The following is a 24537-nucleotide window of genomic DNA, read 5'->3' as shown; positions in this document are numbered from 1 at the left end:
CAACATTGCTGTGTCAGACCCCTCAATCTAACCATTGGAGATCATGAACATGCTGACCGCTGAACAACTCATCGCCGCTCACAAGGCCAACGTTGAAACCCTCTTCGGCCTGACCGGCAAGGCGTTCGAAGGCATCGAGAAGCTGGTGGAGTTGAACCTGCAAGTTGCCAAGACCGCGCTGGGCGAAGCCACCGAGAACACCAAGGCCGTGCTGTCGGTCAAGGACGCGCAAGAGCTGCTGGCCCTGCAAGCCGGCCTGCTGCAACCGGCCGCCGAGAAGGCCGCTGCCTATGGCCGCTATGTGTACGACATCGCGTCTGCCACCAGCGCTGACATCAGCAAGGTCGCCGAAGCCCAGGCCACCGAAGCTCAGAAGAAGTTCATGTCGCTGGTCGACACCAACCTGAAGAACGCTCCCGCCGGCACCGAAAACGCCGTGGCGCTGGTGAAGTCGGCCGTGGCCGCTGCCAACAACGCCTACGAGTCGGTGCACAAGGCCGCCAAGCAGGCTGCCGACGTGGCCGAAGCCAACTTCCAGGCGATGACCTCGACCGCCGTCAAGGCGACCCAGGCCGCCACCAAGACCAAGCGCGCTGCCTGAGCCTCACGGCTGCGAAACATAAATTTGCGAACGGGGATTGAACTTCCAGGCGCACCCGCCATCTGATGAGCACCACGGGCCATGCTCGTGGTCTCCCTGAAAGGTTGTCTCCTCGGTACCCGCGAATTCTCCATTCAAGGTACCTTTCAGCCCGGTGGCAACACCGGGCTTTTTATTTGCCTGACCGAATCGCGGCGCGCCCGCTGGGGGCGCTGGCCCACCTCAGCGAGGCTTGGCGAAGAGCTTGGCTTTCAGCTCGGGCAACGCGGCCGTCATGGCATCACGCCCGGCCTGGATCGAGCGCTTCCGGTTCGAGAAGTCGGCGCTGGACACACCCGCCAGCTTCGGCCTCAACACCACGTCTGCCTCCCGCAGTTCGAAGGTGTTGATGCTTTTGCCCATGATGGCGAAGGTCTGCAGCAGCATGCGCATCGGGTCGCCGGTCGGCGCGCCATCGGGAATGGCCGAGATGTCGACCGCGATGACGAGCTCCGCGCCCATCTGCCGCGCAAAGCGCACCGGCACCGGCGACACCAGTCCGCCATCCACATACTCACGCGTGCCGATCTTCACCGGGGTGAACACCGCCGGCACCGAACTCGATGCACGCACCGCGGTGCCGGCATCGCCTCGCTGGAAGAGGATCGGCTGGCCGCTGTCCAGATCGGTCGCGACGATGCCCAGCGGCACCACCATCTGTTCGATCGTCCGGCCGCCCGTGTTCTCGCGCACGTAGCGGGCCAGCGCCTCCCCGCGGATCAACCCGCGGCCCGGGAACGCCCAGTCGGCAAACGCCGATTCGTCCATCTGGTCGGCCATCGCCGCCAGTGCCGCGCCGTTGCGACCCGAGGCGTAGAGCGCCGCCACCAGGCTGCCGGCCGAGGTGCCGGCGACGTAGTCGACCTTGACACCGTTTTCCTCGAGCACCTGGATCACACCGATGTGCGCGAAACCGCGGGCCGCTCCGCCCCCGAGCGCGAGGCCGACGCGCAAGGGCCGGGGGGGCGTCACCACGGGGGCAGAGGCCGGCTGGTCCGGCGGCAGGACCACGGGCGGGGCGGTCGGCGCCGTCTGGCAGGCGCTCAAGGCCATCATCGCCAGGACCAGGGTGGCCCACCGGGCACGGAGAACGAAATCGCGGAGGAAACGCATGGAGCGCGATTCTAAAAGCCGCCCTCTCCCCAGCACGGCTTCATGCCTGCTCACGCATAAACAACTTACTAAACTGTTCTTTCTATATATATAGACGCTTTGTACAGTCCAGCCTCCCTCTTTCCGGGCAGCACATGGACTTTCTGGCAATCCTCAGCGGCTTTGGCGTCGGCGCCATCGTGGGCCTCACCGGCGTCGGCGGGGGCTCGCTGATGACGCCGCTGCTCATGACCGTCTTCAAGCTAAACCCGGCGGTGGCCATCGGCACCGACCTCTGGTTCGCCGCGATCACCAAGACCTCAGGCTCGATCGCCCACCACCGCCACGGTCACGTGGACTACAAGATCCTCTGGCGCCTGCTGGCCGGCAGCATTCCGGCCTCGATCGCCACGCTGTCGCTGATGCACTTCACCGGCATCACCAAGGGCTGGGCCAGCGCGCTGACCTTCTCGCTCGGCATCGCCCTGCTGCTCACGGCCGTCACCGTGGCCTACAAGTCGGCGTGGCACGCGCTCGGCCTGAAGCTGGAGCGCTGGCTGCCGGAGTCGCGCAAGCCCGGTCTCACCGTGCTGGCGGGTCTCATCCTCGGGGTGCTGGTCACGCTCAGCTCGATCGGCGCCGGTGCCATCGGCGCCACGCTCATCCTGCTGCTCTACCCCCGCCTCGAAGCCCGCCGCCTCGTCGGCACCGACATCGCCCACGCGGTGCCGCTGACGCTCGTGGCCGGCGTCGGCCATGCCGCGTTGGGCCATGTGGAGTGGGGCCTGCTGGCCGCGCTGCTCGTGGGCTCCATCCCCGGCATCTGGATCGGTGCCCAGCTCACCCGGAAAATGCCCGACCGCCTCGTGCGGACCCTCCTGTGCGTGTCGCTCGTGACCGCCGGCCTCAAAGTCATCCGCTGATCTTCGAACCACCACGATGTACCAGTACACCTCCTTCGATACCCAGTTCGTCAAGCAACGCGCCGCGCAGTTCCGCGACCAGCTCGAGCGCAACCTCGCCGGCAAGCTGGCCGACGACGACTTCCGCGCGCTGCGCCTGCAAAACGGCTGGTACATCCAGCGCCACGCGCCGATGGCCCGCATCGCCGTGCCGTATGGCGAGCTGAGCAGCACGCAGTTGCGCATGCTGGCGCGCATCGCCCGCGAGTTCGATCGCGGCTACGCGCACTTCACCACGCGCCAGAACTGCCAGTACAACTGGATCCCGCTGCCCAAGGCGGCCGACGTGATGGACCTGCTCGCCTCGGTGTCGATGCACGGCATCCAGACCAGCGGCAACTGCATCCGCAACATCACGAGCGACTGCTTCGCCGGTGTCGCCGCCGACGAGATCGTCGACCCGCGCCCCTACTGCGAAATCCTGCGCCAGTGGAGCACGCTGCACCCCGAGTTCGCGCACCTGCCGCGCAAGTTCAAGATCGCCGTGAGTGGCGCGAAGGAAGACCGCGCCGCCATCGCCTGGCACGACATCGGCCTGCAACTGCTGAAGAACGACCAGGGTGAGGTCGGCTTCAAGGTGCTGGTGGGTGGCGGCATGGGCCGCACGCCGGTCATCGGCACCGTCATCAGCGAGTTCACGCCCTGGCAGAACATCCTCGTGTTCATCGAGGCGATCGTGCGCGTCTACAACCGCTACGGCCGCCGCGACAACATGTACAAGGCGCGCATCAAGATCCTGGTGAAGGCCGAGGGCCAGAAGTTCATCGACGCCGTCGCCAAGGAATACAAAGACATCTTGGAGCGCGACCTCGACGGCGCCTCGCACATCCTCACGCAGGCCGAGTTCGACCGCGTCAACGCCTGCTTCGTGCGCCCCGCCGGCGTGGCCCCGATTGCCAACTCGAAACTGCACGTGCCCGCCGACGCGCCCGAGGCCTTCAAGCGCTGGACCGAGCGCAACGTGCACGCACACCAGGTGCCCGGCTACCGCGCCGTCACGCTCTCGCTCAAGCGCACTGGCCAGGCCCCGGGTGACGCGACCGACGCGCAGATGGAACTGGCCGCCGGCCTCGCCGACAAGTTCAGCCACAGCGAACTGCGCGTCTCTCACGACCAGAACCTGGTGCTGCCCTGGGTGAAGGAGAGCGAGCTCTTCGCCCTGTGGCAGGAAGCCAAGGCTGCAAGCTTCGCCACGCCCAACATCGGCCTGCTCACCGACATGATCGCCTGCCCCGGCGGCGATTTCTGCGCGCTGGCCAACGCCCGCTCCATCCCGATCGCCGCCGACATCACCGAGCGCTTCGACGACATCGACGAGCTCTACGACATCGGCGACATCGACCTGCACATCAGCGGATGCATTAACAGCTGCGGCCACCACCACAGCGGCCACATCGGCATCCTCGGCGTGGATAAAGACGGCAAGGAGTGGTACCAGGTTTCGCTGGGCGGCCTCGACGGTTCGGCCATCGGCGGCCACGCTTCCACCCCCGGCAAGGTGATCGGCCCCTCGTTCGCCGCCGAAGAAGTGGCCGACGTGATCGAAGCCGTGCTCGACACCTACCGCGAGCAGCGCAGCAGCGCGGCCGAGCGCTTCATCGACACCGTCAAGCGCATCGGCCTCGACCCGTTCAAGACCGCTGCCAACGCGCAACGCCGCGCCACGGCACAGCAGGCCTAAAGAGTGATCGCCATGAAGTTCATCACCTCCCACAACGACCGCTGGCACACCGTCACCGGCGAAGACGGCCCGCTCGTCACCGTCACCCACACGCCCTACAGCCTGCTCACGCTGAGCCAGTGGCACGGCGTGCGCGCCCAATGGCCGCAAGACGTGCCGGTCGGCGTGATCTATCCGAACGATGCCGATATCGAAGAGCTCGAATCCGACCTGCCGCGCCTGAGCCTCGTGGCGCTGCAGTTTCCGAAGTGGACCGATGGCCGTGCCTACAGCCAGGCGCACATCCTGCGTTCGCGCTTCCGCTACACCGGCGAGATCCGCGCCACCGGCGAGGCGCTGGTCGACATGGTCTCGCTGATGCAGCGCACCGGCTTCGACGCCGTCGCCCTGCGCGCCGACCAGTCCATCGAAGCCGCCGAGCGCGCGCTGCGCTTCTTCCCCGGGTATTACCAGGGCGACGTGAACGAGCGCCGGCCGCTCTTCGCCCGCCCGGCCGACGAGGCGTACACCACCGAAGAGTTCAACCAGGCAGGTTCGTCGATATGAGCGCCATCGCCCTTTACGACCGGCTCACACCGGACTTCGACCGCCGCGTGGCCCACGCGGTGGCCGTGCTGAAGCAGGCCGCGGCCGAGCACCCCGGCAAGGTGGTGCAGGCCACGAGCCTCGGCGCCGAAGACATGGTGCTGACCGATCTGATCGCCAAGCACCAGATCGGCATCGCCGTCGGCACGCTGGAGACCGGCAAGCTGCACGCCGAGACGGTCGCGCTCATCCCGCGCATCGAGGAACGTTACGGCCTCAAGGTCGAGGTCTACCGCCCCGAAGCTGATGCCGTGATCCATTTCGTGAAGAACCACGGCGAGAAGGCGATGTACGAAAGCATCGACCTGCGCAAGGGTTGCTGCGGCATCCGCAAGCTCGAGCCGCTGTCGCGCATGCTGGCCAGCCGTAGCGCCTGGGTCACTGGCCTGCGCCGCGAGCAGAGCAACAACCGCGGCGACGTGCCCTTCAGCGAACCCGACGACAAGGGCCGCATCAAGTTCAACCCGCTGGCCGACTGGACGTGGAATGACGTCTGGCACTACATCGCCGCGAACGACGTGCCCTACAACCCGCTGCACGACGAATTCATGCCCAGCATCGGCTGCGCACCGTGCACGCGCGCCATCGCCGTGGGCGAAGACTTCCGCGCCGGCCGCTGGTGGTGGGAAGACGAAAAAGCCAAGGAGTGCGGCCTGCATGTCCATGGCGCTGAAGAAGCCGCTGTTTCGATGATCGGAGACCGTAAATGAACGCCCCGCTGACCGTGGAGCAGCTGCTCCCCGAGCTGGACCACACCCACCTCGACTGGCTCGAAGAAGAAGCCATCTTCATCCTGCGCGAAACCGTGGCCGCCTTCGAGCGCCCCGCCCTGCTGTTCTCGGGCGGCAAGGATTCGTGCGTGGTGCTGCGTCTGGCCGAGAAGGCCTTCAAGACACGCGGTAAGGACGGTGAGTTCAAGGGCCGCCTGCCTTTCCCGCTGCTGCACGTGGACACCGGCCACAACTTCCCCGAAGTGATCGAGTTCCGTGACCGCCGCGTGGCCGAGATGGGCGAGCGCCTGGTCGTCGGCCATCTTGAAGATTCGATCAAGCGCGGCACGGTGCGCCTCTCGCACCCGCTGGAGTCGCGCAACGGCCACCAGACCGTGGCCCTGCTCGAAGCCATCGAAGAGCACCGCTTCGACGTGCTGATGGGCGGCGCCCGCCGCGACGAAGAAAAGGCCCGCGCGAAAGAGCGCATCTTCAGCCACCGCGACAGCTTCGGCCAATGGCAGCCGAAGGAGCAGCGCCCCGAGCTCTGGACGCTCTTCAACACCCGCATCAAGCCGGGCGAGCACATGCGCGCCTTCCCGATCAGCAACTGGACCGAGCTCGACGTGTGGCTGTACATCGCCCGTGAGAACATCCCGCTGCCGAGCCTGTACTACGCGCACGACCGCCAGATCATCCGTCGCAAGGGCCTCTTGGTGCCGCTTACTGAAGTGACTCCGCCCGAAGGCGACGAGAAGATCGAGACCGCGCAGGTGCGCTTCCGCACCGTCGGCGACATGACCTGCACCTGCCCGGTGGAAAGCCCCGCCGCCAACGCCACCGACATCGTGGCCGAGACGCTCAAGGTCACCGTGAGCGAGCGTGGCGCCACCCGCATGGACGACCGCACCTCGGATGCTTCGATGGAGCGCCGCAAGAAGGAAGGCTATTTCTGATCATGAGCACCGCAGCACCCGCCATCAAAGACCACCGCGCCCTGCGCTTCCTGACCGCCGGCAGCGTCGACGACGGCAAGAGCACCCTCATCGGCCGCCTGCTGTACGACAGCCGCGCCATCCTGGCCGACCAGCTCGACACGCTGGAGAAGAAGGCCGCCGGCCAGCCGATCGACCTGTCGCTCCTGACCGACGGCCTCGAAGCCGAGCGCGAGCAGGGCATCACGATCGACGTCGCCTACCGCTACTTCGCCACCAAGCAGCGCAAGTTCATCATTGCCGACGCCCCCGGCCACGAGCAGTACACCCGCAACATGGTGACGGCCGCCGCCGGCAGCGATGCCGCCGTGGTGCTGGTCGACATCACCAAGCTGGATGTGACGCAAAAGCCCGTGCCGCTGCTGCCGCAGACGCGCCGCCACGCACTGCTCGCGCACCTGCTGCGTGTGCCCAGCATCGTGTTCGCCGTCAACAAGCTCGACGCCTCTGCCGACCCGGCGCACGCGTTCAAGGCCGTCAGCGAATCCTTGACCGCCTTCGCCAAGCAAGCCGGCATCGAAGTCGCCGGCATCATCCCCGTCTCGGCCCTGCGTGGCGACAACGTGACGCAACCGCTCGACGCCGACTGGTACGACGGCCCCTCGCTGCTGCAGCTGCTGGAGTCCCTGCCCGCGCTGCAGGAGCGCAAGGACGGCGACCTGCTCATCCCCGTGCAGTACGTGAGCCGCGAAGGCGAAGGCACCGGCAACCAGCCGCGCACGCTCTTCGGCCGCGTGGCCCACGGCCGTGTGAAGACCGGCGACGAAGTGCAGATCTTCCCGAGCGGCCAGACCGCCATCGTGGCGGAGCTGCGCCTCGCCAGCGAAACCGTCGACATGGTCGAAGCCGGCCGCTCCGCCGGCGTGCTGCTCGACCGCCAGCTCGACGTCTCGCGCGGCGACTGGATCGCCACGCCCAAGACCATCCACGAGACCAACCGCTTCAGCGCCACGCTCGCCTGGCTCGACACCGAGCCCGCGCAAGTCGGCCGCAAGTACTGGGTGCGCCACGGCAACCGCTGGGTGCAGGCGCGCATCGCCAGCATCGAGAGCCGCCTCGACATCCACTCGCTCGAAGCCACCGAAGCGCACCAACTCGCCGTCAACGAGATCGGCCATGTGATCGTCGAGACGCAGCAGGCGCTGCCCGTGGAGTCTTACGAGTCCAACCGTGTCGGTGGCGCGTTGATCATCGTCGACCCGGCCAGCAACCGCACGAGCGGCGCGCTGCTCGTCAAGGGAGCCGCCTGACATGGGGCGGGTGATCTTCATCGGCGCAGGCCCCGGGGCCGCCGATCTGATCACCTTGCGCGGCGCACGCCTGCTCGCCTCGGCCGAGGTCGTGCTGTACGACGCCCTCACCGACCCGGCCCTGCGCGCACACGCGCCGAACGCCCGCTGGCTGCACGTCGGCAAGCGCGGGTTCTCCGACAGCACGGGCCAAACCACGATCAACGCCCTGCTCGTGAAATACGCGAACGAAGTGCAGACAGTGGTGCGCCTGAAAGGCGGCGACCCTAGCGTCTTCGGGCGCCTGGAAGAAGAATTGCAGGCCCTGGCCGAGCACGGCATCGAGACCGAGGTCGTGCCTGGCGTGACGTCTGCATTGGCAGCCGCCGCCAGCAGCCAACGCCCCCTCACCCGTCGTGGCTCGGGGCGCAGCGTGAGTTTTGCCACCGCGATGACGCGCACCGGCGACCTCAGTGCCACCCGCACTGCCGACACCGAAGTCTTCTACATGGCGGGCAAGCAGCTCGCCGAGCTGTCGCGCCAGTTGATGGCCGCAGGCTGGCCGGCCGACACGCCGGTGAGCGTCGTCTCCCGCGCCGGCTGGCCCGATGCGCTGCACACCGAGCACCCCGTCGGCGAACTGGCGCGCGGCAGCGTCCTGCACGCCGGCCGCCCCACCATCGTGACGGTAGGAGCCGGTGCTGCGCCACTGAATCCCTTGATTTCCGACAACGGTGCAGCTTCGGGGGAAACCCTCAAACCCGTAAAATGCACCGTTTCGCCGCACGGCGGCGATCCACGCACCCCTTCCAACTTTCCGCAAGAGCCATGACGCACGTTGTCACCGAAGCCTGCATCCGCTGCAAATACACCGACTGCGTGGATGTCTGTCCCGTCGATTGCTTCCGCGAAGGCCCGAACTTCCTCTCGATCGACCCCGACGAGTGCATCGACTGCGCCGTGTGCATCCCCGAGTGCCCGGTCAACGCGATCCTCCCCGAAGAAGACGTGCCGGCCGACCAGCAGCACATGATCAAGATCAACGCTGATCTCTCCAAGGGCTGGCCGAGCATCACCAAGCGCAAGGCTGCGCTGCCCGATGCCGACGAGTGGAAAGACAAGACCGGCAAGCTGTCGGAGCTGAAGAAGTAAAGCCTTCCCGATGATCGACACCGATGCGCTGATCATCGGCGCCGGCCCGGTGGGCCTGTTCCAGGTGTTCGAACTCGGCCTGCTCGAGATCACGGCCCATGTGGTGGACTCGCTCGCCGTCCCCGGTGGGCAGTGCATCGAGCTCTACCCCGACAAGCCGATCTACGACATCCCGGCGGTGCCCCGAAGCACAGGCCGCGAGCTCGTCGACAGCCTGCTCAAGCAGATCGAGCCCTTCGGCGCGACCTTCCACCTCGGGCAGGAGGTCACGGCGGTGCGCAAGCAAGCCGACGGCCGCTTCCTCGTCGAGACGAGCAAGGGCACGCAGTTTCTGGCGAAGACCGTGTTCGTGGCGGGCGGCGTGGGCTCGTTCCAGCCGCGCAAGCTCAAGGTCGACGGACTCGACCAATACGAAGGTAGTCAGCTCTTCCACCACGTGAAGACGCCGGCTGACTTTGCCGGCAAACAACTCGTGATCGTCGGCGGTGGAGACTCGGCGCTCGACTGGGCCCTGCACTTCGCGCAAGACGGGCCCGACAAGGCCGAGAGCGTGATCCTGCTGCACCGGCGCGACGGCTTCCAGGCGGCGCCCGCGAGCATCGCGAAGATGCGCGCCCTGTGCGATGCGATGCAGATGCAGTTCATCGTCGGCCAGATCACCGGCCTCGAAGAGCACGAAGGCCGCCTCACCGCCGTGAAGGTCACCGGCGGCGATGCCGTCACGCGCGTGGTGCCGCTCGATGCACTGCTGGTCTTCTTCGGCCTGAGCCCGAAGCTCGGGCCCATCGCCGATTGGGGGCTCGACCTCGAGCGCAAGCAGGTCGTCGTCGACACCGAGAAGTTCGAGACCAGCGTGCCCGGCATCTTTGCCGTGGGCGACGTCAACACCTACCCCGGCAAGAAGAAGCTCATCCTGTCGGGCTTCCACGAGGCAACGCTTGCGGCGTTTGGCGCAGCGCCCTACGTCTTCCCGGACAAACGCATCCAGCTGCAGTACACGACGGCCAGCCCGAAGCTGCACAAGCTGCTCGGCGTCGAATCGACGACGTTGGACGACTGACATAATTCGCCTCGCCGCGCCCTCGTGCGCGGCACTCGCTAGGGGTGTTGGGCATCACGACCGTGGTGCCCGACTGAGAGAGTCCCTTTGAACCTGATTGAGGTAATCCTCGCGCAGGGAAGCAAGCACCGAACAAGACGGTGCCCGCCGACCTGCCATCGCTTTTCCGGACACACGATGGCTTCCAACCGATTTCTCCACACGCCCGCTGCAGCCGCTGCTTCACTGCTGTGTGCCGTGGCACAGGCCCAGGCGCCGGCCCCCACGCTGGCACCCGTCACCGTCACCGGCCGCGCCGACCCGGTGGTGTCAGTTTCGGGATGGGGTGACACCCCCTTGTCCGAAGCGCCGCTGCAAGCCAGCGTGCTCACCAGCGCACAGATGAAAGACCGCGGCACGCAACGCCTCGCCGATGTGGTGAAGGCAGACGCCAGCGTCAGCGATGCCTACAACTCCGAGGGCTACTGGGACTTCGTCGCGGTGCGTGGCTTCACCCTCGACAACCGCTTCAACTACCGCCGCGACGGCCTGCCGATCAACGCCGAGACCTCGATCCCACTCGACAACAAGGAACGCATCGAAATCCTGAAGGGCACGAGCGGCATGCAGGCCGGCACCAGCGCGCCTGGTGGCATCGCCAACTACGTCGTCAAGCGGCCACTCGCGCAGGCCTCGTACAACGCCACCCTGGGCTGGCGCGAGCGCAACTCGACCCTGGCTGCTGCCGACCTGAACCAGCGTTTCGGGGGCGGTGCGTTCGGTGCGCGCCTCAACCTGGCCTATGAACATCTTGACCCGCAACTGCGCCGAGCGCAGGGCAAGCGCCATCTGGCGGCACTGGCCACGGACTGGCGCATCACGGCCGACACGCTCGTCGAAGTGGAGGGCGAAACCAGCCGCCGCTCACAGCCCAGCCAACCCGGCTTCAGCCTGCTCGGCGACCGACTCCCGCCGCCCAGCGACCCGCGCATCAACCTCAACAACCAGTCGTGGTCGCAGCCCGTGGTGATGGACGCCAACACCGCGTCACTGCGCATCACCCACAAGTTCGACGGCTGGCGCATGAGCCTGCATGGTGTCACACAACGCCTGCGCACCGATGACCGGCTCGCCTTCCCCTACGGCTGCTATCCGCTCGGCGACCGCTTTTGCAACAACGGCACCTACGACCTCTACGACTACCGCAGCGAGAACGAACGTCGCCGCACCGATTCGCTGGAAGCCGCAGCGCATGGTGAACTCAAGATCGCCGGCATGCAGCACCAGTGGTCGGTGGGTCTGTTGCAGTCGCGGGTGAAGAACCGCTTCGGCGCACAGAGTTTCGACTTCGCCGGCACCGGCAACGTCGACGGCACCCTCGGCACGCCGCCGAACGATCCGCGCAGCAGCCCCAACACCGACCGCGACGAGCGCAGCAGCGAGCTCTTCGTGCGCGACATGGTCAAGCTCAACGATCACCTCGGCCTGTGGCTCGGCTTGCGCCACACCCGGCTGAAGCGTTCGTCGATCACGACCGACGGCAACGACCCCACAGACTTCGAGCAAGCCTTCAACTCGCCCTTCGTGGCCACGAGCTACACCTTCGCGCCCAACCAGATGGTCTACGCCAGCTGGGGCCGCGGCACCGAGAGCGACGCGGCGCCTGGCCGACTGGAGTACACCAACCACGGCCAAGCCCTGCCAGCCGCACGCAGCCGCCAACTCGAAGCAGGGCTGAAGGTCAGCACGGCGAATGCGACCTGGGGCTTTGCCCTGTTCGACATCAAGCGCCCTGTGTGGGCCGACACCGGCGTCTGTGACGGCACGGATGACAGCTGCACCACGGTGCTCGATGGCTTCGCGCATCACGAAGGCCTGGAAGGCAACGCCGCGTGGCGAAACGGGGCCTGGAACTTCCAAGGCAGCCTGCAAGCCTTGCGGGCACATCGCCACGACAGCAGCACCAACCCCGCCGTCAACGGCAAGCAGCCGACCAACGTGCCGCTGCGCACCGCGAAGATCCAGGTGCGCTACGACGTGCCGCAGCTCGCGGGCCTGAGCACCCAAGTCGACATGCTGGCCGTCGGCGACCGTGCAGCCCTCCCCGACAACAGCGTCAAGATTCCTGGCTATGCGGTGACCGACCTTTCGGTGAAGTACGTCCAGCGAGGCTCAACCACCCTCACCTGGCGCCTCGGCGTCGACAACGTCTTCGATCGCCGCGCGTGGCGCGAATCGCCTTACCAGTACGGCCACGTCTACCTGTACCCCTTGGCGGCGCGCACCTTCCGCGCCTCGCTTGACGTGAGCCTGTGAAGCGGCCAAAAAGTATGGCTATAATGCGCGGCTCTATTCCTCGATAGCTCAGTCGGTAGAGCGCCGGACTGTTAATCCGTAGGTCCCTGGTTCGAGCCCAGGTCGAGGAGCCAGAAAATGCAAGGGCCGCCCCAGCGATGGAGCGGCCCTTTTCATTGGCGCTGTTCCGCGCTGCGTCAGCGTCAGAGCCGCTCCACGATGGTGACGTTGGCAAGACCGCCACCTTCGCACATGGTTTGCAAGCCGTAGCGGCCGCCGCGCTGGTGCAGCGCGTGCACGAGCGTCGTCATCAGCTTGGTGCCCGAAGCGCCGAGCGGGTGGCCGAGCGAGATCGCGCCACCGTTCACATTGAGACGCGAGGCGTCGGCGCCCGTCACCTGCAGCCAGGCCAGCGGCACAGGTGCAAAGGCCTCGTTGACTTCATAGAGGTCGATGTCGTCGATCGACAAGCCGGCCTTCTTCAAGGCGCGCTGCGTGGCCGGAATGGGCGCCTCCAGCATGATCACCGGGTCGTGGCCCATCACGCTCATGTGGTGGATGCGCGCGAGCGGCTTCACCCCCAGCGACTTGAGGCCACGCTCGTTGACCACCATCACGCCGCTCGCGCCATCGCAGATCTGCGACGAGGTAGCAGCGGTGACCACGCCGCCCTCCTGCACGAGCTTCACGCCCGCAATGCCTTGCAGCGAGACGTCGAAGCGGATGCCTTCGTCTACCGTGTGCTGCTCGCCGAGATCGCCCGCGTCGGCGCTGCGTGCGGCCACGGGCGTCACTTCGTCGCTGAAGCGCCCGGCGCGCACGGCCTCGATGGCACGCTGGTGGCTTTGGTACGCATATTCGTCGAGCTGCGCTCGTGAGAGGCCGTACTTCTTCGCGATCATCTCGGCGCCGGTGAACTGGCTGAACTCCACGCCGGGGTAGCGTTTCTGCATGCCCGGGCTCACGTAGAAGCCCAGGCCGTTCTTCGCGGGCAGCACCATCGGCATGCCCATCGGCACGCGCGTCATGCTCTCCACGCCGGCGGCGATGACGACGTCCATGCTGCCCGACATCACCGCCTGCGCAGCGAAGTGCAAGGCTTGCTGCGACGAGCCGCACTGCCGGTCGACCGTGGTGCCAGGCACCGACTCGGGCAACGTCGACGCGAGGATGGCATTGCGCGCCACATTGGCGGCCTGCTCGCCCGCCTGGCCCACGCAACCCATGATCACGTCGTCGACGAGGTCGGGGTCGGCATTCGTGCGGGCCACGAGCGCATCCAGCACCTGGGCGGCGAGGTCGGCCGGGTGCCAGCCCGAAAGCCGGCCGCCACGGCGGCCGCCGGCGGTGCGGGTGGCGGCGACGATGAAGGCGTCCTGTGTCATGTCAATCCTTTGAAAGTTGAAACGGCAGAAGCAGCCGTTGGCGTGCGCCCATGCAGCGTACTCCGATACACCGCCCCCTATTCGACGCCGAAATACGAGCGTGCTACAACACCCTGGTCATCGATGCGGAGACTCGCGATGAACGCTCCCCACCCCTCCCCTGCCGAGCTGCACCTCGCCCACACCCACGAGGTGTTCAATGTGTCGAGCGAACTTGCCGACTACAACCTCTACCTGCAGGACCGCGCGCTCACCGAAGCCGTGGCGCGCGAAGGTGCGGCCTGGGCCCATCCAGACCTCTCGGTCTTCGGTGAGTTGATCGGCACCGCCGAGCACCTCGAACTGGGCGCACTCGCCAACAAGTACCCGCCCGAGCTCGACACGCACGACCGCTTCGGCCACCGCATCGACCTGGTGAAGTTCCACCCGGCGTACTACGCGCTGATGAAGACCTCGATCGAACACGGCCTGCATGCCTCGCCCTGGGCCGACCCGCGTGAAGGCGCCCACGTGGCCCGCGCCGCACGCTTCTACCTGCACTCGCAGGTGGAAGCGGGGCACGGGTGCCCGATCACGATGACGTTTGCCTCCATCCCTTCGCTGCGCACCACGCCGGCCCTCGCGCAGTGGTGGGAGCCGCGCATCACCTCGCGCTGCTACGACCCACGCAACATCGTGCACACCGAGAAAGCCGGGCTGACCATCGGCATGGCGATGACCGAAAAGCAAGGCGGCTCCGACGTGCGCGCGAACACCACGCAAGCCCACCCCATCGGCGTCGAAGGGCCGGGCAAGGCGTATGAGCTCGTCGGCCACAAGTACTTCGTCTCGGCGCCGATGTGCGATGCCTTCCTCGTGCTCGCGCAGACACCGGCCGGCCTCTCCTGCTTCCTCATGCCACGCTGGCGGCCCGATGGCACGAAGAACGCGCTGCAGGTGCTGCGTCTGAAACGCAAGATGGGCAACGTATCCAACGCATCGAGCGAGACCGAGCTGCGCGGTGCGCTCGCGTGGATGGTGGGTGAGCCGGGGCGCGGCGTGCGCACCATCATCGAGATGGTGTCGATGACCCGCTTCGACTGCATGATCGGCTCGTCGGCCGGGCAACGCATGGCGGTGTCGCAGGCGCTGCATCACTGCTCGAAGCGATCCGCTTTTGGCACCCTGCTCAACCAACAGCCACTCATGCAAAACGTGCTGGCCGACCTGGCGCTCGAATCGGAGGCGTCGCTCGCCCTCACCATGCGCCTGGCCCGCGCGATGGACCACCGCGATGACACCCACGAAGACCTGCTCGCGCGCCTGTGCACCGCCGTGGGCAAATACTGGATCTGCAAGCGCACGCCCCAGCATGCCTACGAAGCGATGGAATGCATCGGTGGCAGCGGCGTGATGGAGGACAGCCCCTTCCCGCGCCTCTTCCGCGAGTCGCCGGTCAACGCGATCTGGGAGGGCAGCGGCAACGTGCAATGCCTCGACGTCTTGCGTGCGATGCAGAAGACACCCGCGGTCGTGCAAGCCTTCTTCGCCGAGGTGCAGCGCGCAAAAGGCGGCAACGTCTTGCTCGATCAGTGGGTGGATGCGCTGAAAGGTGAACTCGGCAAGCTCGACGACCTGGAGTACCGCGCGCGTGGGCTGGTCGATCGCATGGCACTCGCGCTGCAGGCGGCGTTGCTGGTGCAGCACGCACCTTCTTTCGTGGCCGATGCGTACTGCGCGGCGCGCCTCGGGCAACAAGGGGCCGCCCAATACGGAACGTTGCCGAGCGGGGTGGATTGCGCGGCGATCATCTCGCGGTCTACTGCGAAGGCTTGAGCAGCGACAAGGACTTGGGGGCAGCGGATTCCTCCGTGTCCCCCTTCCTGAACCCTCCCGGGTTCAGGAATTCCTCCTAATACCTGCGGAATCCGCTGCCCCCAAGCCCTTGCCGCGAGGCGCACAGGCATGCCACCAGTTCGCATGGCATGGAGTGTCACGCCAAGGGGATGGGGTGGGTGAATCCCGCAAGTATTAGGAGGAGCAGTTGATCGCGGGAGCGATCAACTGCGGGGGACATGGAGGAATTCACCCACCCCATCCCCTTGGCGTCGCTGAAGCGCCAGAAAGCCGACAGGCAAGAAATCAGGACGGCAGGAAATCCACCGGCCAACTCGTGACCAGCGTCTCCACCTGCTTGGCACCGAAGTCCAGCTGCCTCAGGCGTGCGACCAACTTACGCTCAAGGTCGGTGTTCTTCAGCTCACTCGCTTCGATCTTCAGATCGGTGACCTCGCCCGATGGCGAGATGGTGAACTTGAAGACGACCTTGCCGTGCAGCGTCGGGTCTTCACGCAGTGCGCGGTTGTAGATGGCGTAGATAGCCCCCTTGTTGCGCTCGAGCACGAGGCGCACGTCTTCGATCGAGCGCGAGGCCTTGCCACTGCCACCCTTTTGCAAGGTGCCGCCGCCACCGCCTTGGCCCGAGCCGGCGCCCGTGCCACCCCGGCCGCCGCCACCGAAACCACCGCCACCGCCGCCGCTTGCCACACCTTCCACCAGCGTGGTGCCGCGGCCTGCGAGGCCGCCGCCGCCGGTGTTGCGGCTGTAGGCGGCGGTGTTGATGCCACCGCTGCCGCCGGTCGCGTTCGACGTGATCATGTTGCGGTCGGGTGTGCCCTGGTCGGTGCCGGCACCGACGCCCACGCCGACACCCGCACCCACGCCGGGGCCTTGCTTGATGTTGGGGTTGAGCTGCACGGCGGTCGGCGCGCTGTGCATCTGGTTCAGCGTGTCCTTCATCGCGAGCAGGCCGACACCGGCGGCCTTGCGGCGTGCGCCTTCGACCTCGCCTGGCGGCCGGTTCGGCTGCGGGTTGCGAGCCTCGGGCACCGGCGCCGCCTTCTTCTGCGGCTCGGGGCGCACGGGCTCGGGCGTGCCGGGCTTGAGTTCGGGCTGCTCCTTGTTCGCGATGTCGGGCGCCTTCGGCTTCGGAGGCGGCGGCGTCTCGCGCTGCTCGATCATGAGCTTGGCCAGGCGGGGCGGCAGCTCCGCGGGCTTCGCGCGGTCTTCCTTGGGCTTGGGCATCAGCAGCAGGAAGAGGCAGATCAGCACCGCGACGGCCAGCACCACGTTGAGGATGCGGCGGAAGCGCTGGTCGTCTTCGGGCACGCCGGCCCAGGCCAGCACGTGCGGTCGGAAGGTGATTGCAAGCGCAGCCATGGTCAGGTCTTCCTGTTGACCGCAAACGCGATCTCGGTGAAGTTCGCGCGGGCACTGGTGTACATCACCTTGCGCAAGAGGCTGTAGGGGATGTTCTTGTCGCCCATGATGGTCACGGCCTTGGCGTTGGCGTCCTTGTCGGCGCCGATCACTTGGCGGCTGGCGAGCAGGTCGAGCTCGGCCTTCAGGCCGGGGATCAGGTCGTCCTGCAAGGCATTCGCCTCGGCCACGCTCGCCACCCGGCGGCCATCGACCACGATGTCGGTGTCGCTCACCGCCACCACGATGGTCTGGCGTGGCGTCTTCTCGGCGATGGAACTCGGCAGCTTCACCGCCTTCGAGTTGGTCAGCACCTCGATGCCGGTGCTCGACATCAGGAAGAAGATCAGGATGGTGAAGATGTCGATCAGGGCCACCAGGTTCATGTCGAGGCCCGACTGGTTGCGCGCCATGCGGGCGGCGCGCTTTTCGATCCCGGTCATTTTCATGAGCGGCCCTTCCTACTTCTTGGGCGCGCTGATGGGCGCGTCGCCGATGGAGATGTCGGGGAAGAGTTCGATGTTCGGCGTCTTCGGGCCGGCATTGGCGGGTTTGGCTTCGCGCACGGCGTCCATCACCTGCACGAGCACGTCGTAGGCGGTGTTGGGCTGCGCCAGCACGCTGGCAGCCTTGGTGTCGGGGAACTGAGCCTTGAGTTCCTGCATGACCTTGGACAGCTCAGCCAAGTCGTAGCCAGCTGGAGTGTTGGGTATGCGCTGCTTGAGACCGCCGATGCGGTCGCCGATCTCCAAGGCATCTGGACGAATGACGATCTCAAGCTTGAGAGTCTTCTCCACTTGTTCCGGACCACCGGAATTCTTCGCGGGCAGCGACAGTTCGAGCACCGCCAGGCGCGAGAACACGGCCGTGGACAGCAGGAAGGGCACGAGCACCACGATCACGTTGATGAACGCGGTGACCTCCAGGTGCGCCACGGGCTTGCGCGGGCGTCGGATGGGCATGTCAGGCCTCTTGGGTAGAGACTGGATTCGGTGATTCGATCAGCGCGCGTTGGCTTGCTGCTCGGCCTTGATGCGGCCCGTCACGTTGAGGAAGCTGATCTTGGCGGCTTCCAGGCCGTCGACGATCTCGGTGGTGCGGGCCTGCAGGAAGGCGTGCACCAGCAGGAAGGGAATCGCGACCGACAGCGCAAACGCGGTGTTGTTCATCGCGATCGAGATCGAGGCCGACAGCAGCTCCGCCTTCTCGGCCGGGTTCACTGCGGCCACCGCAGTGAAGCCCTTGATCAGGCCGATGATGGTGCCGAGCAGGCCCACGAGGGTGATCACGTTGGCGAGCGTCGCGATGTAGTGCGTGCGCTTCTCCAGGCGCGGCACGATCTCCATCATGCCCTCTTCCATCGCGGCGTCGATGTCTTCGCGGCGGGCCGGGCTCTGCATGCGCTCGAGGCCGTTGGCGACGATCTTGCCGATGGCGGCATCCGACCCCGAGGCGGCACTGTGCACCTCCTTGAACCGGCCGTTCTGCAGCATCGGAAGCACCTTCGCCCAAAGCTTGCGGTTCTCGCTGCGCGCGCGCTGCAGGAACACGTAGCGCTCGATCGAGATCGCTAGGCCGACCGCCATGATGGCGATGCTGAAGTAGATGGCGACACCGCTGTCCTGAAAGAACTTGACAGCAAAATCGACGACGCTCATGGAAGTCTCCTGTGGGAACGGATCAAGAAGGTGAAAGGGTCAGGGCTTCGCCGCAGGCGCAGCCCCGTTGGAAGTAGCAGCAGCTGCTTTCGCTGCCTGGACTTGGTTGTCGTACTGGACTTGTCGGCGGAACACATCGCGGTCGACCGGCGCGAGCGCCTCGTCGAGCACGCTGGCCGGGGGCTTGCCCGAGAGTTCGGCCTGCACCGGCTTCTTCCACGGCACGATGTAGAGCACCTTGGGCAGCTCGCGGTTGCCGATGATCTTGGTGCCTTCGATGTCGGCGCGGTCTTGCGCGTGCGCGGCCTGCACGGCCAGCACAACGATCGAGGCGAGCAGGATGCGCATGGTCGTCATTCCTTCTCCTTGCGCGGCGCGGCGGGCGCGGTGGCCGCGGCCGTGGCGGGCTTGCGGTTCTTGAGCTCGGCCACCCACTTGGTGACGGTGGCATCGCCGCCCGGCGTCAGCGCGAGGTAGCGATCGTAGTGCTCGGCGGCGCGTTTCGGGTCCCAAAGATAGAGGTCGTAGAGGATGCCGAGGTTGAGCACCGCCGCGGCGTAGTTGCCGTCGAGGTCGATGGCGCGCTCGTAGGCCTCGCGCGCCTTGGCGAACTGCCCTTGCGCGCGGTAGGTGATGCCCAGCTGGTTGAAGTAGACCGGCTGGCGCGGGCTGGCCTTCGTGGCCTGCTCCAGCGCCGCGGCCGATTCGGCCAGCTTGCCTGCCTGGCGGTAGATGACGCCCAGGTTGGCATGTGGGCCGCCGAGTTCGGGGTGGAACTGGATCAGCGACTTGAAGCCCCGCTCGGCGTCGTCCATGCGGCCGGCGCGCATGGCGCGGCGGGCGTCGTCGAAGGCACGCTGGGCGGCCGGCGTGATGGCGACCTCCGGCTCGGCTGGCTTGGGAGCCGGTGCCGACGCAGCCGGCGCTGCGGCGAGCCTGGCCTGGGTGGCAGGAGCCGGCGCGGGCGCCACCGGCTTGGGTGGCGCGGGAGGTGCCTCGTCGGCGCGCGATTCGAACAAGGACGCGCAACCCATCAGCGAAAAGCAGCACAGCACCAACGACAAGCAGACCCGATCGAGCGGACGCCGTGGAACCGGCTTTGCCGGGCCACCAGCGTCGCCCCCTTGAGGGGGTGCGCCGAAGGCGCTCCGGGGGTGGGCGTAATCAGCGGATGGCATCGACGATCGCCTCGCTCTTTTCAGTCTTGCCATAACGCACCGGGCGCAGCGCCTTCAGCGCAGTGAAGCTCTTCTTCACCCACTCGTCGTAGATGCCGTCGGCGGTGCGCTTCGCGTTGATCTCGTGCAGCTCGGTCGACTTCTCGTTGAAGGGGTCGGCCTGCTCTTCGAGCATGAGGTTGTACTGCTCCAGTTCCAGCTTCGACAGCTTCTTCGGCCGCTGCGAACTCAGCAGCGCCTTGCCGAAGTCTTCATAGATCGCGGCGATGTGATACGTGGCGGCGGTGGTGGCGTCGGCCACGCCGGAGTTGGCGGCAGCGCTGTAGGCCTTGAGCACCTCGTCCATCTTGGCCTTCTTGAGCTTGAGCGACTTCGCCAGCGGCTCCACCAGCTGGATCTTCTTGTAAGCCTCGTAGGTGGGCTCCACCAGCGCCAGCGATGCCATCGCCCCCAGGTAGCGGGTGCGGTTGGTGCGCGCGTTGCCGCCGGCCGCATCGGCGCGGTAGATGTCGTTCATCAATGCCATCTCGCGCTTGGCGTCGCCGTCTTTCTTGGCCATCTGCGCGAGGCGCCAGCGGGCTTCGAGGTTGGTTTCCAGCGGGTCGGGGTACTGCTTCAGGTAACGCTCGTAGGTCTTGGCGGCGAGCGAGCGGGCGCCACCCTTCTCGTGCAGCTCGGCGGCCTGCCACAGCGCGGCGCGGGCGACCTTCACATCGGTGCTGCTGGCCGCCAGGCGCTCGAACTCGCCCGCGGCGCGGCTCCACTGGCCCTTCTCCATGTAGGCCACGGCCAGCTTGCCGCCCACCTCGGCCTGCAACGGGTGCTTGGGGAAGCGCGTGCGGAAGTCTTCGAGCGTGCTGGCGGCGAGGTCCCAGTCTTTGAGGGCGATGAGCGCCGCGGCCGCGTCGTACTGCGCGTTGGCGCGCACCGCCGACTGCGGCGCGACGACGGCCACGCGGTTGAAGTGGCTCACGGCGTCGCGCAGCTTGCCGGCGGCCCTCGCCTGCTCGCCTTGCTTGTAGACGGAGGCGGCCACGCGTTCGACGAGTTCGTTGCGGCCGGCTTCCTTCTCGGGCGTCAGGGCCAGCACTTCGAGGTAGGCCTTCTCGGCACGGTCGAAGCGGCTCGACTCGAAGGCCGAGTGCGCGACCACCGTCCACGCCACGCGGCGCTGCGTGGCCGGCGCCGCCGGCTGCAGCGCCAGCACCTGCTCGGCCACCGGCTCGGCGCGCTCGTCGCGCAGGGCGAAGAGCTTCTCAGCGGTGTTGGTCAGCACGGTGGGGGTGCGGGTGTCGGCGGGGAAGGACTTGGCGAAGCGCAGCGCGCTGTCGACCGCCGTGCGCTGCAGCGCCTGCAGTTCGGCGCCTTGCACACGCTTCTCTTGCGCGGCGTAGCTCAGCAGCGCGGAGTAGCCGGCATCGGCACTGCGGGCATGTTCCGGGTACTGGTAGGCCGTCTTCTCGTACTCGACCGCAGCTTCCGGGAAGCGGCTGTCTTCGCGCAGCAGCTCGGCCAGCAGGAAGTTGTTTTGCGCCGCCTCGGGGTCGTTGGGGAAGGCGCCGAGGTAGGCGCGGTACCAGCGCACCGCCTCCTGGTAGTCGGCCGAGGCCTTGCTCTTTTGCGCGAGCGCATGGTGGTGACGCGCCAGCTCGGCCATGTGCGTCTTCACGAGCGGCTGCGCCGCTTCCCAGCCCTCGGGGTTGGCCTTGCGGAACTCGCCCTCGCCGCCGTAGCGCGAGACGTAGTCTTTCTTCGCATCGATCGCGAGCGTGGCAAAGCCGGCGTTCTGGTAGATGTCGATCACACGCGCCTGCAGCTGCGGCGCCTGCGCATGCAACGGCTGGCGCTTGGCAAACGCGCCGAAGGCATCGGCGGCGTCTTTCGTGCGCTCCTGCTTGATGTAGAGCTCGCCCAGCTGCTGGTAGACGCGGAACTCGTAGGACTTGCGTTCGTCGCTCGTCACGTAGCTCGGGATCGACTCGGCGCCGTTCAAGCTGGCGAGCGAGAGGCTTGTCACGCGGAAGGTGTCTTCCACCAGCTCGCGGTCGGCGCGGGTCAGGCCTTCGAGGCTATCGAGTTCGGCGCCGCCGGCGCGGTTGGCCACCTTGAGGTCGAGCACACCGAAGAAGGACTTGAGCGCCTCTTCCACCTGGCTCTGCTTGAAGAGCGACCAGCCCTGCATGTACAGCGCACGCTCGTGGAAGTTGCCTTGCGGGTTGCCGGTGAGCACTGTGGCGTAGGCCTTCTCGGCCTTGTTGTACTCGCGCAGGCTGAAGAGCATCTCGCCGCGGCGGAACTGCGCTTCTTCGAGGAACGGCGTCTTCGGGTACTGCGCAACCAGCGTGTCGAGCGTCTTGAGCGCGTTCTCCAGCTCGCCGCTCTGCTCCTGGGCACGGGCGATCTGGTAGTAGACGCGGTCGTTGCCCGGGTCGTTCGGGAAGGCCTTCAGGTAGTCCTGGTAGCGCGCGATCGCGGCCTTGTAGTCGGGGTTGCCGGTGCCGTCGCCGCTGGCGAGCTTGTTGTCGGCGGTGTCCATTTCCAGGTCGCCGAGGCGGCGCATCGCTTCGTTGCGCTGCGGCGCGTTGGGCGCGACTTCGAGGAACTTGCGGTAGGCCGTGATCGCCTTTTCTTCGGGCACGGCGGCCACCGGGTCGGCCTGCACGTCGATCTGGCGGCCGGCCAGGCTCTTGAGCGTGGGCGGCTCGGGCTCGCGGCTGCTGCGCTTGCCGGCACAACCGGCGAGCAGGCACGCAAGGGTGATGGCGGCGAGCTTATTTGGCTGCATCGCTGCCTTCCTTGGCCTTGCTGGCCCGGTCGTACAACTGCGCCACTGCGAAGCGCGCCTGCACGCTGTAGGCGGCCAGGCGCTCCTTCTGGCGCACGAGCTCGGCCACGGCCAGCTCCTGCAGCGCGGCCTGTTGCTCCTGGGTCAGCGCGGTGACCTGCGGGATCAGCACGTCGACGCGCTTGCCCAGCTCGGTGATGCGCTCGGCGAATCGGTCGAACTTGGCCGGCTCGTCACGCTGCGCCTGGGCCAGCGCGGCCTCGCGTGCCTTCGCTTCGCTGAGTCCGGCGTCGAGCGTTTCGAGCGCACGCTTGGCCTCGTATACCCGCACCGGGTAGGCCTGTGCCAACCGCCACGTCAGCGCACCCGCCGCGAGGCGGTAGCGCTCGCGGGCGGCGGCGGCCTCGGGGTCGTTGCCGAGCAGCTTGAGCTCGGCTTCCACACGCTGGAGGATCTCGCGCAGCTCGCGCTCCTTCTCGTCGGCAAAGGCTTCGCCGTCGGCCTGCAGCTCGGCGTTGGCGAGTTCGGTGGCCAGCACGGCGCCGCGCAGCGACAACTCTTTGAGGCCGCTGTCGCGCGCCTTCTCCAGGATGCCCGGCAGCCGGTCGGCATAGGCCTTGCGGCGGTTGTCGAGCATGTCGTTGAAGACACCGAGCTTGTCTTTCCAGCCCTGCAGGTTGCGCGTGAGGAACAGCAGGTCGCGGTAGTTCTTGAAGGCTTCCTGGAAGTCGTGCTGCGACAACACCTGCGTCAGGTGGCCGGCGTGCGGCATCTGGGGCAGCGAGCGGATGGTCCAGAACCAGCCCATCTCGTCGCCGGCGTTCTGCTCGAGCAGGCCCTCGACCAACTTGCCGGAGCGGATGGCGGCGATCGATTCGTCGAGGCCCTTGTTCTCGCGCTCGAAGAGGTCGATGGCGGCGTTGTAGCGGTCGAGCGCCTGGCCGAAGGCGCCGAGCTGGCCGTAGGCATAGGGCAGCGCGATGCTCGCCTCGAGCACGGCGGAGTCGCTGGCGTCGCGGTCGGCGAGTTCCGTCCAGGGCACGAGTGCCTGCTTGTGGTCCTTGACCGACGCATAGGCCCAGCCGAAGCCGAGCAGCGCCTTGTTGGACTGCGGGCCGTTCAGGCGCACACGCTCGAGGAAGGGGCCGGCCGCTTCGGGCTTGTCGGCCTGCAGAGAAGCGAGGCCAAGCGCCACGTTGGCCTTGTCGCGCAGGCTGCGGAATTCTTCGGTGGCGCGCGCTGGCGTGGGCGCCTTGCCGATCTGGTCGAGCAGGGCCGCACCCTTTACGTTGTCGCCGTTGCGCACCAGCGCGACGCCGAGGTTGTAGCGGGCGTAGAGGTGGGCGCTGGTGGTGCCTTCGGAGATCTCTTTTTCGATGCCGGGCACGGCATTGAGCGCCGTGCTCGCACCGGCGTAGTCGCCGAGCGCCATCAGCACGTTGGCCTTCACCAGCACGCGGTCTTCTTCTAGCTCGGGCGGCAGGTTCTTCTCGATACGCGAGAGGGCGTCGGCCGCCTCGGCATGAAAGCCTCGCTGGTAGCGGATCTTGGCGAGGAAGTACCAGGCGCGGTCGCGCACGGCCGGCTCGGCGCCCTTCTCGATCAGCTGGGTGAAGATCTCGCCGGCCTCGCGGTGCATGCCGTAGGAGAGCAGCATGCCGCCGCGCAGCAGCTCGGCCTCGTCGGCGTGTTTCTGCACGCGCTGGAAGTGCTGGGACACCATCAGGCCGGTGATCGAGGTGAAGTAGTGCTCCTGGTAGAAGTGGAACAAGGTGTCGCCGTAGTGCGGGTCTTGCACCTTGTGCTCCACCTTCTTGCCCGCCGCGAGCGAGCCCGAAGCGGCCATGGCCATGGCGATCGCCATGCCGAGGTGCTTCAGCTTCACCACCGATGTGAGTCGAGAGGCCATGAGGT

General features: G+C 66.8%; 22 protein-coding genes, 1 tRNA gene and 1 riboswitch. Of the genes, 13 read left to right on the top strand and 10 right to left on the bottom strand.

Translation table 11 applies throughout. The features are described 5' to 3' along the window. The first annotated feature begins 49 nt into the window (after positions 1-49). Positions 50-601, top strand: coding sequence for a phasin family protein (locus KF892_01260; protein ID MBX3623612.1), 552 nt, complete (start codon positions 50-52; stop codon positions 599-601). A gap of 222 nt (positions 602-823) precedes the next feature. Here the strand turns inward: KF892_01260 and KF892_01255 are convergent, their stop codons facing one another. Then, positions 824-1753 (bottom strand): patatin-like phospholipase family protein, encoded by a 930-nt coding sequence (locus KF892_01255; GenBank protein ID MBX3623611.1) that lies wholly within the window; start codon positions 1751-1753, stop codon positions 824-826. Positions 1754-1887: 134 nt separating this feature from the next. Here KF892_01255 and KF892_01250 point away from each other — a divergent pair, with 134 nt between their 5' ends. The 11 genes from KF892_01250 to KF892_01200 all read left to right on the top strand — a co-directional run bounded on the left by KF892_01250 (position 1888) and on the right by KF892_01200 (position 12514). Further along, positions 1888-2655, top strand: a complete 768-nt coding sequence (locus KF892_01250; protein ID MBX3623610.1) for a sulfite exporter TauE/SafE family protein — start codon at positions 1888-1890, stop codon at positions 2653-2655. A gap of 16 nt (positions 2656-2671) precedes the next feature. Next, the gene (locus KF892_01245) at positions 2672-4375 is read left to right on the top strand and encodes a nitrite/sulfite reductase (GenBank protein MBX3623609.1); all 1704 of its coding nucleotides are present in this window, start codon (positions 2672-2674) and stop codon (positions 4373-4375) included. A gap of 12 nt (positions 4376-4387) precedes the next feature. Then, positions 4388-4921 carry a DUF934 domain-containing protein gene (locus KF892_01240; protein MBX3623608.1) on the top strand — a complete coding sequence of 178 codons (534 nt, stop codon included), beginning with the start codon at positions 4388-4390 and terminating at the stop codon, positions 4919-4921. Continuing rightward, positions 4918-5670 carry a phosphoadenylyl-sulfate reductase gene (locus KF892_01235; GenBank protein MBX3623607.1) on the top strand — a complete coding sequence of 251 codons (753 nt, stop codon included), beginning with the start codon at positions 4918-4920 and terminating at the stop codon, positions 5668-5670. The genes KF892_01240 and KF892_01235 overlap by 4 nt, the downstream gene beginning before the upstream one ends. After that, entirely contained in the window at positions 5667-6626 is a 960-nt protein-coding gene (cysD, locus tag KF892_01230) for a sulfate adenylyltransferase subunit CysD (GenBank protein MBX3623606.1), read from the top strand. Before KF892_01235 ends, cysD begins: the two co-directional genes overlap by 4 nt. A gap of 2 nt (positions 6627-6628) precedes the next feature. Beyond that, positions 6629-7915, top strand: a complete 1287-nt coding sequence (locus tag KF892_01225) for a sulfate adenylyltransferase (protein MBX3623605.1) — start codon at positions 6629-6631, stop codon at positions 7913-7915. Position 7916: 1 nt separating this feature from the next. Continuing rightward, positions 7917-8726 (top strand): uroporphyrinogen-III C-methyltransferase, encoded by an 810-nt coding sequence (cobA, locus tag KF892_01220; protein ID MBX3623604.1) that lies wholly within the window; start codon positions 7917-7919, stop codon positions 8724-8726. Further along, on the top strand, positions 8723-9046 hold the full coding sequence (locus tag KF892_01215; protein MBX3623603.1) for a ferredoxin family protein: 324 nt from the start codon (positions 8723-8725) through the stop codon (positions 9044-9046). The genes cobA and KF892_01215 overlap by 4 nt, the downstream gene beginning before the upstream one ends. A 10-nt stretch (positions 9047-9056) precedes the next feature. Continuing rightward, positions 9057-10106 carry an NAD(P)/FAD-dependent oxidoreductase gene (locus tag KF892_01210; GenBank protein MBX3623602.1) on the top strand — a complete coding sequence of 350 codons (1050 nt, stop codon included), beginning with the start codon at positions 9057-9059 and terminating at the stop codon, positions 10104-10106. 30 nt (positions 10107-10136) lie between these two features. Next, positions 10137-10243, top strand: a riboswitch (TPP riboswitch). 40 nt (positions 10244-10283) lie between these two features. After that, a complete protein-coding gene (locus KF892_01205) occupies positions 10284-12401 on the top strand; it encodes a TonB-dependent siderophore receptor (protein ID MBX3623601.1) in 2118 nt (705 codons plus the stop codon). 37 nt (positions 12402-12438) lie between these two features. Further along, positions 12439-12514 (top strand) — tRNA-Asn (locus KF892_01200). A gap of 69 nt (positions 12515-12583) precedes the next feature. On the opposite strand, the gene KF892_01195 is transcribed toward KF892_01200, so the two are convergent. Next, positions 12584-13765 (bottom strand): acetyl-CoA C-acetyltransferase, encoded by a 1182-nt coding sequence (locus KF892_01195; GenBank protein MBX3623600.1) that lies wholly within the window; start codon positions 13763-13765, stop codon positions 12584-12586. A gap of 138 nt (positions 13766-13903) precedes the next feature. On the opposite strand from KF892_01195, the gene KF892_01190 reads away from it, so the two are divergent. After that, on the top strand, positions 13904-15580 hold the full coding sequence (locus KF892_01190; protein ID MBX3623599.1) for an isovaleryl-CoA dehydrogenase: 1677 nt from the start codon (positions 13904-13906) through the stop codon (positions 15578-15580). Between the two features lie 306 nt (positions 15581-15886). Here KF892_01190 and KF892_01185 read toward each other — a convergent pair whose 3' ends face one another. The 8 genes from KF892_01185 to KF892_01150 form a co-directional block, all read right to left on the bottom strand. Then, on the bottom strand, positions 15887-16963 hold the full coding sequence (locus KF892_01185) for an AgmX/PglI C-terminal domain-containing protein (protein MBX3623598.1): 1077 nt from the start codon (positions 16961-16963) through the stop codon (positions 15887-15889). Between the two features lie 2 nt (positions 16964-16965). Then, complete coding sequence (locus KF892_01180; protein MBX3623597.1) at positions 16966-17451, bottom strand: biopolymer transporter ExbD; 486 nt, start codon at positions 17449-17451, stop codon at positions 16966-16968. A gap of 12 nt (positions 17452-17463) precedes the next feature. After that, positions 17464-17964, bottom strand: a complete 501-nt coding sequence (locus KF892_01175; protein MBX3623596.1) for a biopolymer transporter ExbD — start codon at positions 17962-17964, stop codon at positions 17464-17466. Positions 17965-18003: 39 nt separating this feature from the next. Further along, positions 18004-18660: a MotA/TolQ/ExbB proton channel family protein gene (locus KF892_01170; protein ID MBX3623595.1), complete on the bottom strand. Its 657-nt coding sequence runs from the start codon at positions 18658-18660 to the stop codon at positions 18004-18006. A 39-nt stretch (positions 18661-18699) separates the two neighbouring features. Then, positions 18700-19017: a hypothetical protein gene (locus KF892_01165; protein MBX3623594.1), complete on the bottom strand. Its 318-nt coding sequence runs from the start codon at positions 19015-19017 to the stop codon at positions 18700-18702. Beyond that, positions 19014-19679 (bottom strand): tetratricopeptide repeat protein, encoded by a 666-nt coding sequence (locus tag KF892_01160; GenBank protein MBX3623593.1) that lies wholly within the window; start codon positions 19677-19679, stop codon positions 19014-19016. The genes KF892_01165 and KF892_01160 overlap by 4 nt, the downstream gene beginning before the upstream one ends. Positions 19680-19824: 145 nt before the next feature. Further along, a complete protein-coding gene (locus KF892_01155) occupies positions 19825-22623 on the bottom strand; it encodes a tetratricopeptide repeat protein (protein ID MBX3623592.1) in 2799 nt (932 codons plus the stop codon). Continuing rightward, positions 22610-24532, bottom strand: coding sequence for a hypothetical protein (locus KF892_01150; protein MBX3623591.1), 1923 nt, complete (start codon positions 24530-24532; stop codon positions 22610-22612). The genes KF892_01155 and KF892_01150 overlap by 14 nt, the downstream gene beginning before the upstream one ends. Positions 24533-24537 lie beyond the last annotated feature (5 nt).

Origin of the sequence: Rhizobacter sp. (assembly GCA_019635355.1) — a bacterium.
Lineage (GTDB): Bacteria > Pseudomonadota > Gammaproteobacteria > Burkholderiales > Burkholderiaceae_C > Rhizobacter.
The sequence above is the reverse complement of the archived record's forward strand: the minus strand, read 5'-3'. Positions and strand labels throughout refer to the sequence as shown.

What these genes read in the sequence shown, in the direction of transcription:
- KF892_01165 (MBX3623594.1), bottom strand. Translation starts at nt 19,017, where the DNA reads ATGACGACCATGCGCATCCTGCTCGCCTCGATCGTTGTGCTGGCCGTG.
- KF892_01235 (MBX3623607.1), top strand. Translation starts at nt 4,918, where the DNA reads ATGAGCGCCATCGCCCTTTACGACCGGCTCACACCGGACTTCGACCGC.
- cobA (MBX3623604.1), top strand. Translation starts at nt 7,917, where the DNA reads ATGGGGCGGGTGATCTTCATCGGCGCAGGCCCCGGGGCCGCCGATCTG.
- KF892_01180 (MBX3623597.1), bottom strand. Translation starts at nt 17,451, where the DNA reads ATGAAAATGACCGGGATCGAAAAGCGCGCCGCCCGCATGGCGCGCAAC.
- KF892_01225 (MBX3623605.1), top strand. Translation starts at nt 6,629, where the DNA reads ATGAGCACCGCAGCACCCGCCATCAAAGACCACCGCGCCCTGCGCTTC.
- KF892_01245 (MBX3623609.1), top strand. Translation starts at nt 2,672, where the DNA reads ATGTACCAGTACACCTCCTTCGATACCCAGTTCGTCAAGCAACGCGCC.
- KF892_01190 (MBX3623599.1), top strand. Translation starts at nt 13,904, where the DNA reads ATGAACGCTCCCCACCCCTCCCCTGCCGAGCTGCACCTCGCCCACACC.
- KF892_01150 (MBX3623591.1), bottom strand. Translation starts at nt 24,532, where the DNA reads ATGGCCTCTCGACTCACATCGGTGGTGAAGCTGAAGCACCTCGGCATG.
- KF892_01255 (MBX3623611.1), bottom strand. Translation starts at nt 1,753, where the DNA reads ATGCGTTTCCTCCGCGATTTCGTTCTCCGTGCCCGGTGGGCCACCCTG.
- KF892_01250 (MBX3623610.1), top strand. Translation starts at nt 1,888, where the DNA reads ATGGACTTTCTGGCAATCCTCAGCGGCTTTGGCGTCGGCGCCATCGTG.
- KF892_01185 (MBX3623598.1), bottom strand. Translation starts at nt 16,963, where the DNA reads ATGGCTGCGCTTGCAATCACCTTCCGACCGCACGTGCTGGCCTGGGCC.
- KF892_01215 (MBX3623603.1), top strand. Translation starts at nt 8,723, where the DNA reads ATGACGCACGTTGTCACCGAAGCCTGCATCCGCTGCAAATACACCGAC.
- KF892_01210 (MBX3623602.1), top strand. Translation starts at nt 9,057, where the DNA reads ATGATCGACACCGATGCGCTGATCATCGGCGCCGGCCCGGTGGGCCTG.
- KF892_01170 (MBX3623595.1), bottom strand. Translation starts at nt 18,660, where the DNA reads ATGAGCGTCGTCGATTTTGCTGTCAAGTTCTTTCAGGACAGCGGTGTC.
- KF892_01175 (MBX3623596.1), bottom strand. Translation starts at nt 17,964, where the DNA reads ATGCCCATCCGACGCCCGCGCAAGCCCGTGGCGCACCTGGAGGTCACC.
- KF892_01260 (MBX3623612.1), top strand. Translation starts at nt 50, where the DNA reads ATGCTGACCGCTGAACAACTCATCGCCGCTCACAAGGCCAACGTTGAA.
- KF892_01155 (MBX3623592.1), bottom strand. Translation starts at nt 22,623, where the DNA reads ATGCAGCCAAATAAGCTCGCCGCCATCACCCTTGCGTGCCTGCTCGCC.
- KF892_01195 (MBX3623600.1), bottom strand. Translation starts at nt 13,765, where the DNA reads ATGACACAGGACGCCTTCATCGTCGCCGCCACCCGCACCGCCGGCGGC.
- KF892_01205 (MBX3623601.1), top strand. Translation starts at nt 10,284, where the DNA reads ATGGCTTCCAACCGATTTCTCCACACGCCCGCTGCAGCCGCTGCTTCA.
- KF892_01240 (MBX3623608.1), top strand. Translation starts at nt 4,388, where the DNA reads ATGAAGTTCATCACCTCCCACAACGACCGCTGGCACACCGTCACCGGC.
- cysD (MBX3623606.1), top strand. Translation starts at nt 5,667, where the DNA reads ATGAACGCCCCGCTGACCGTGGAGCAGCTGCTCCCCGAGCTGGACCAC.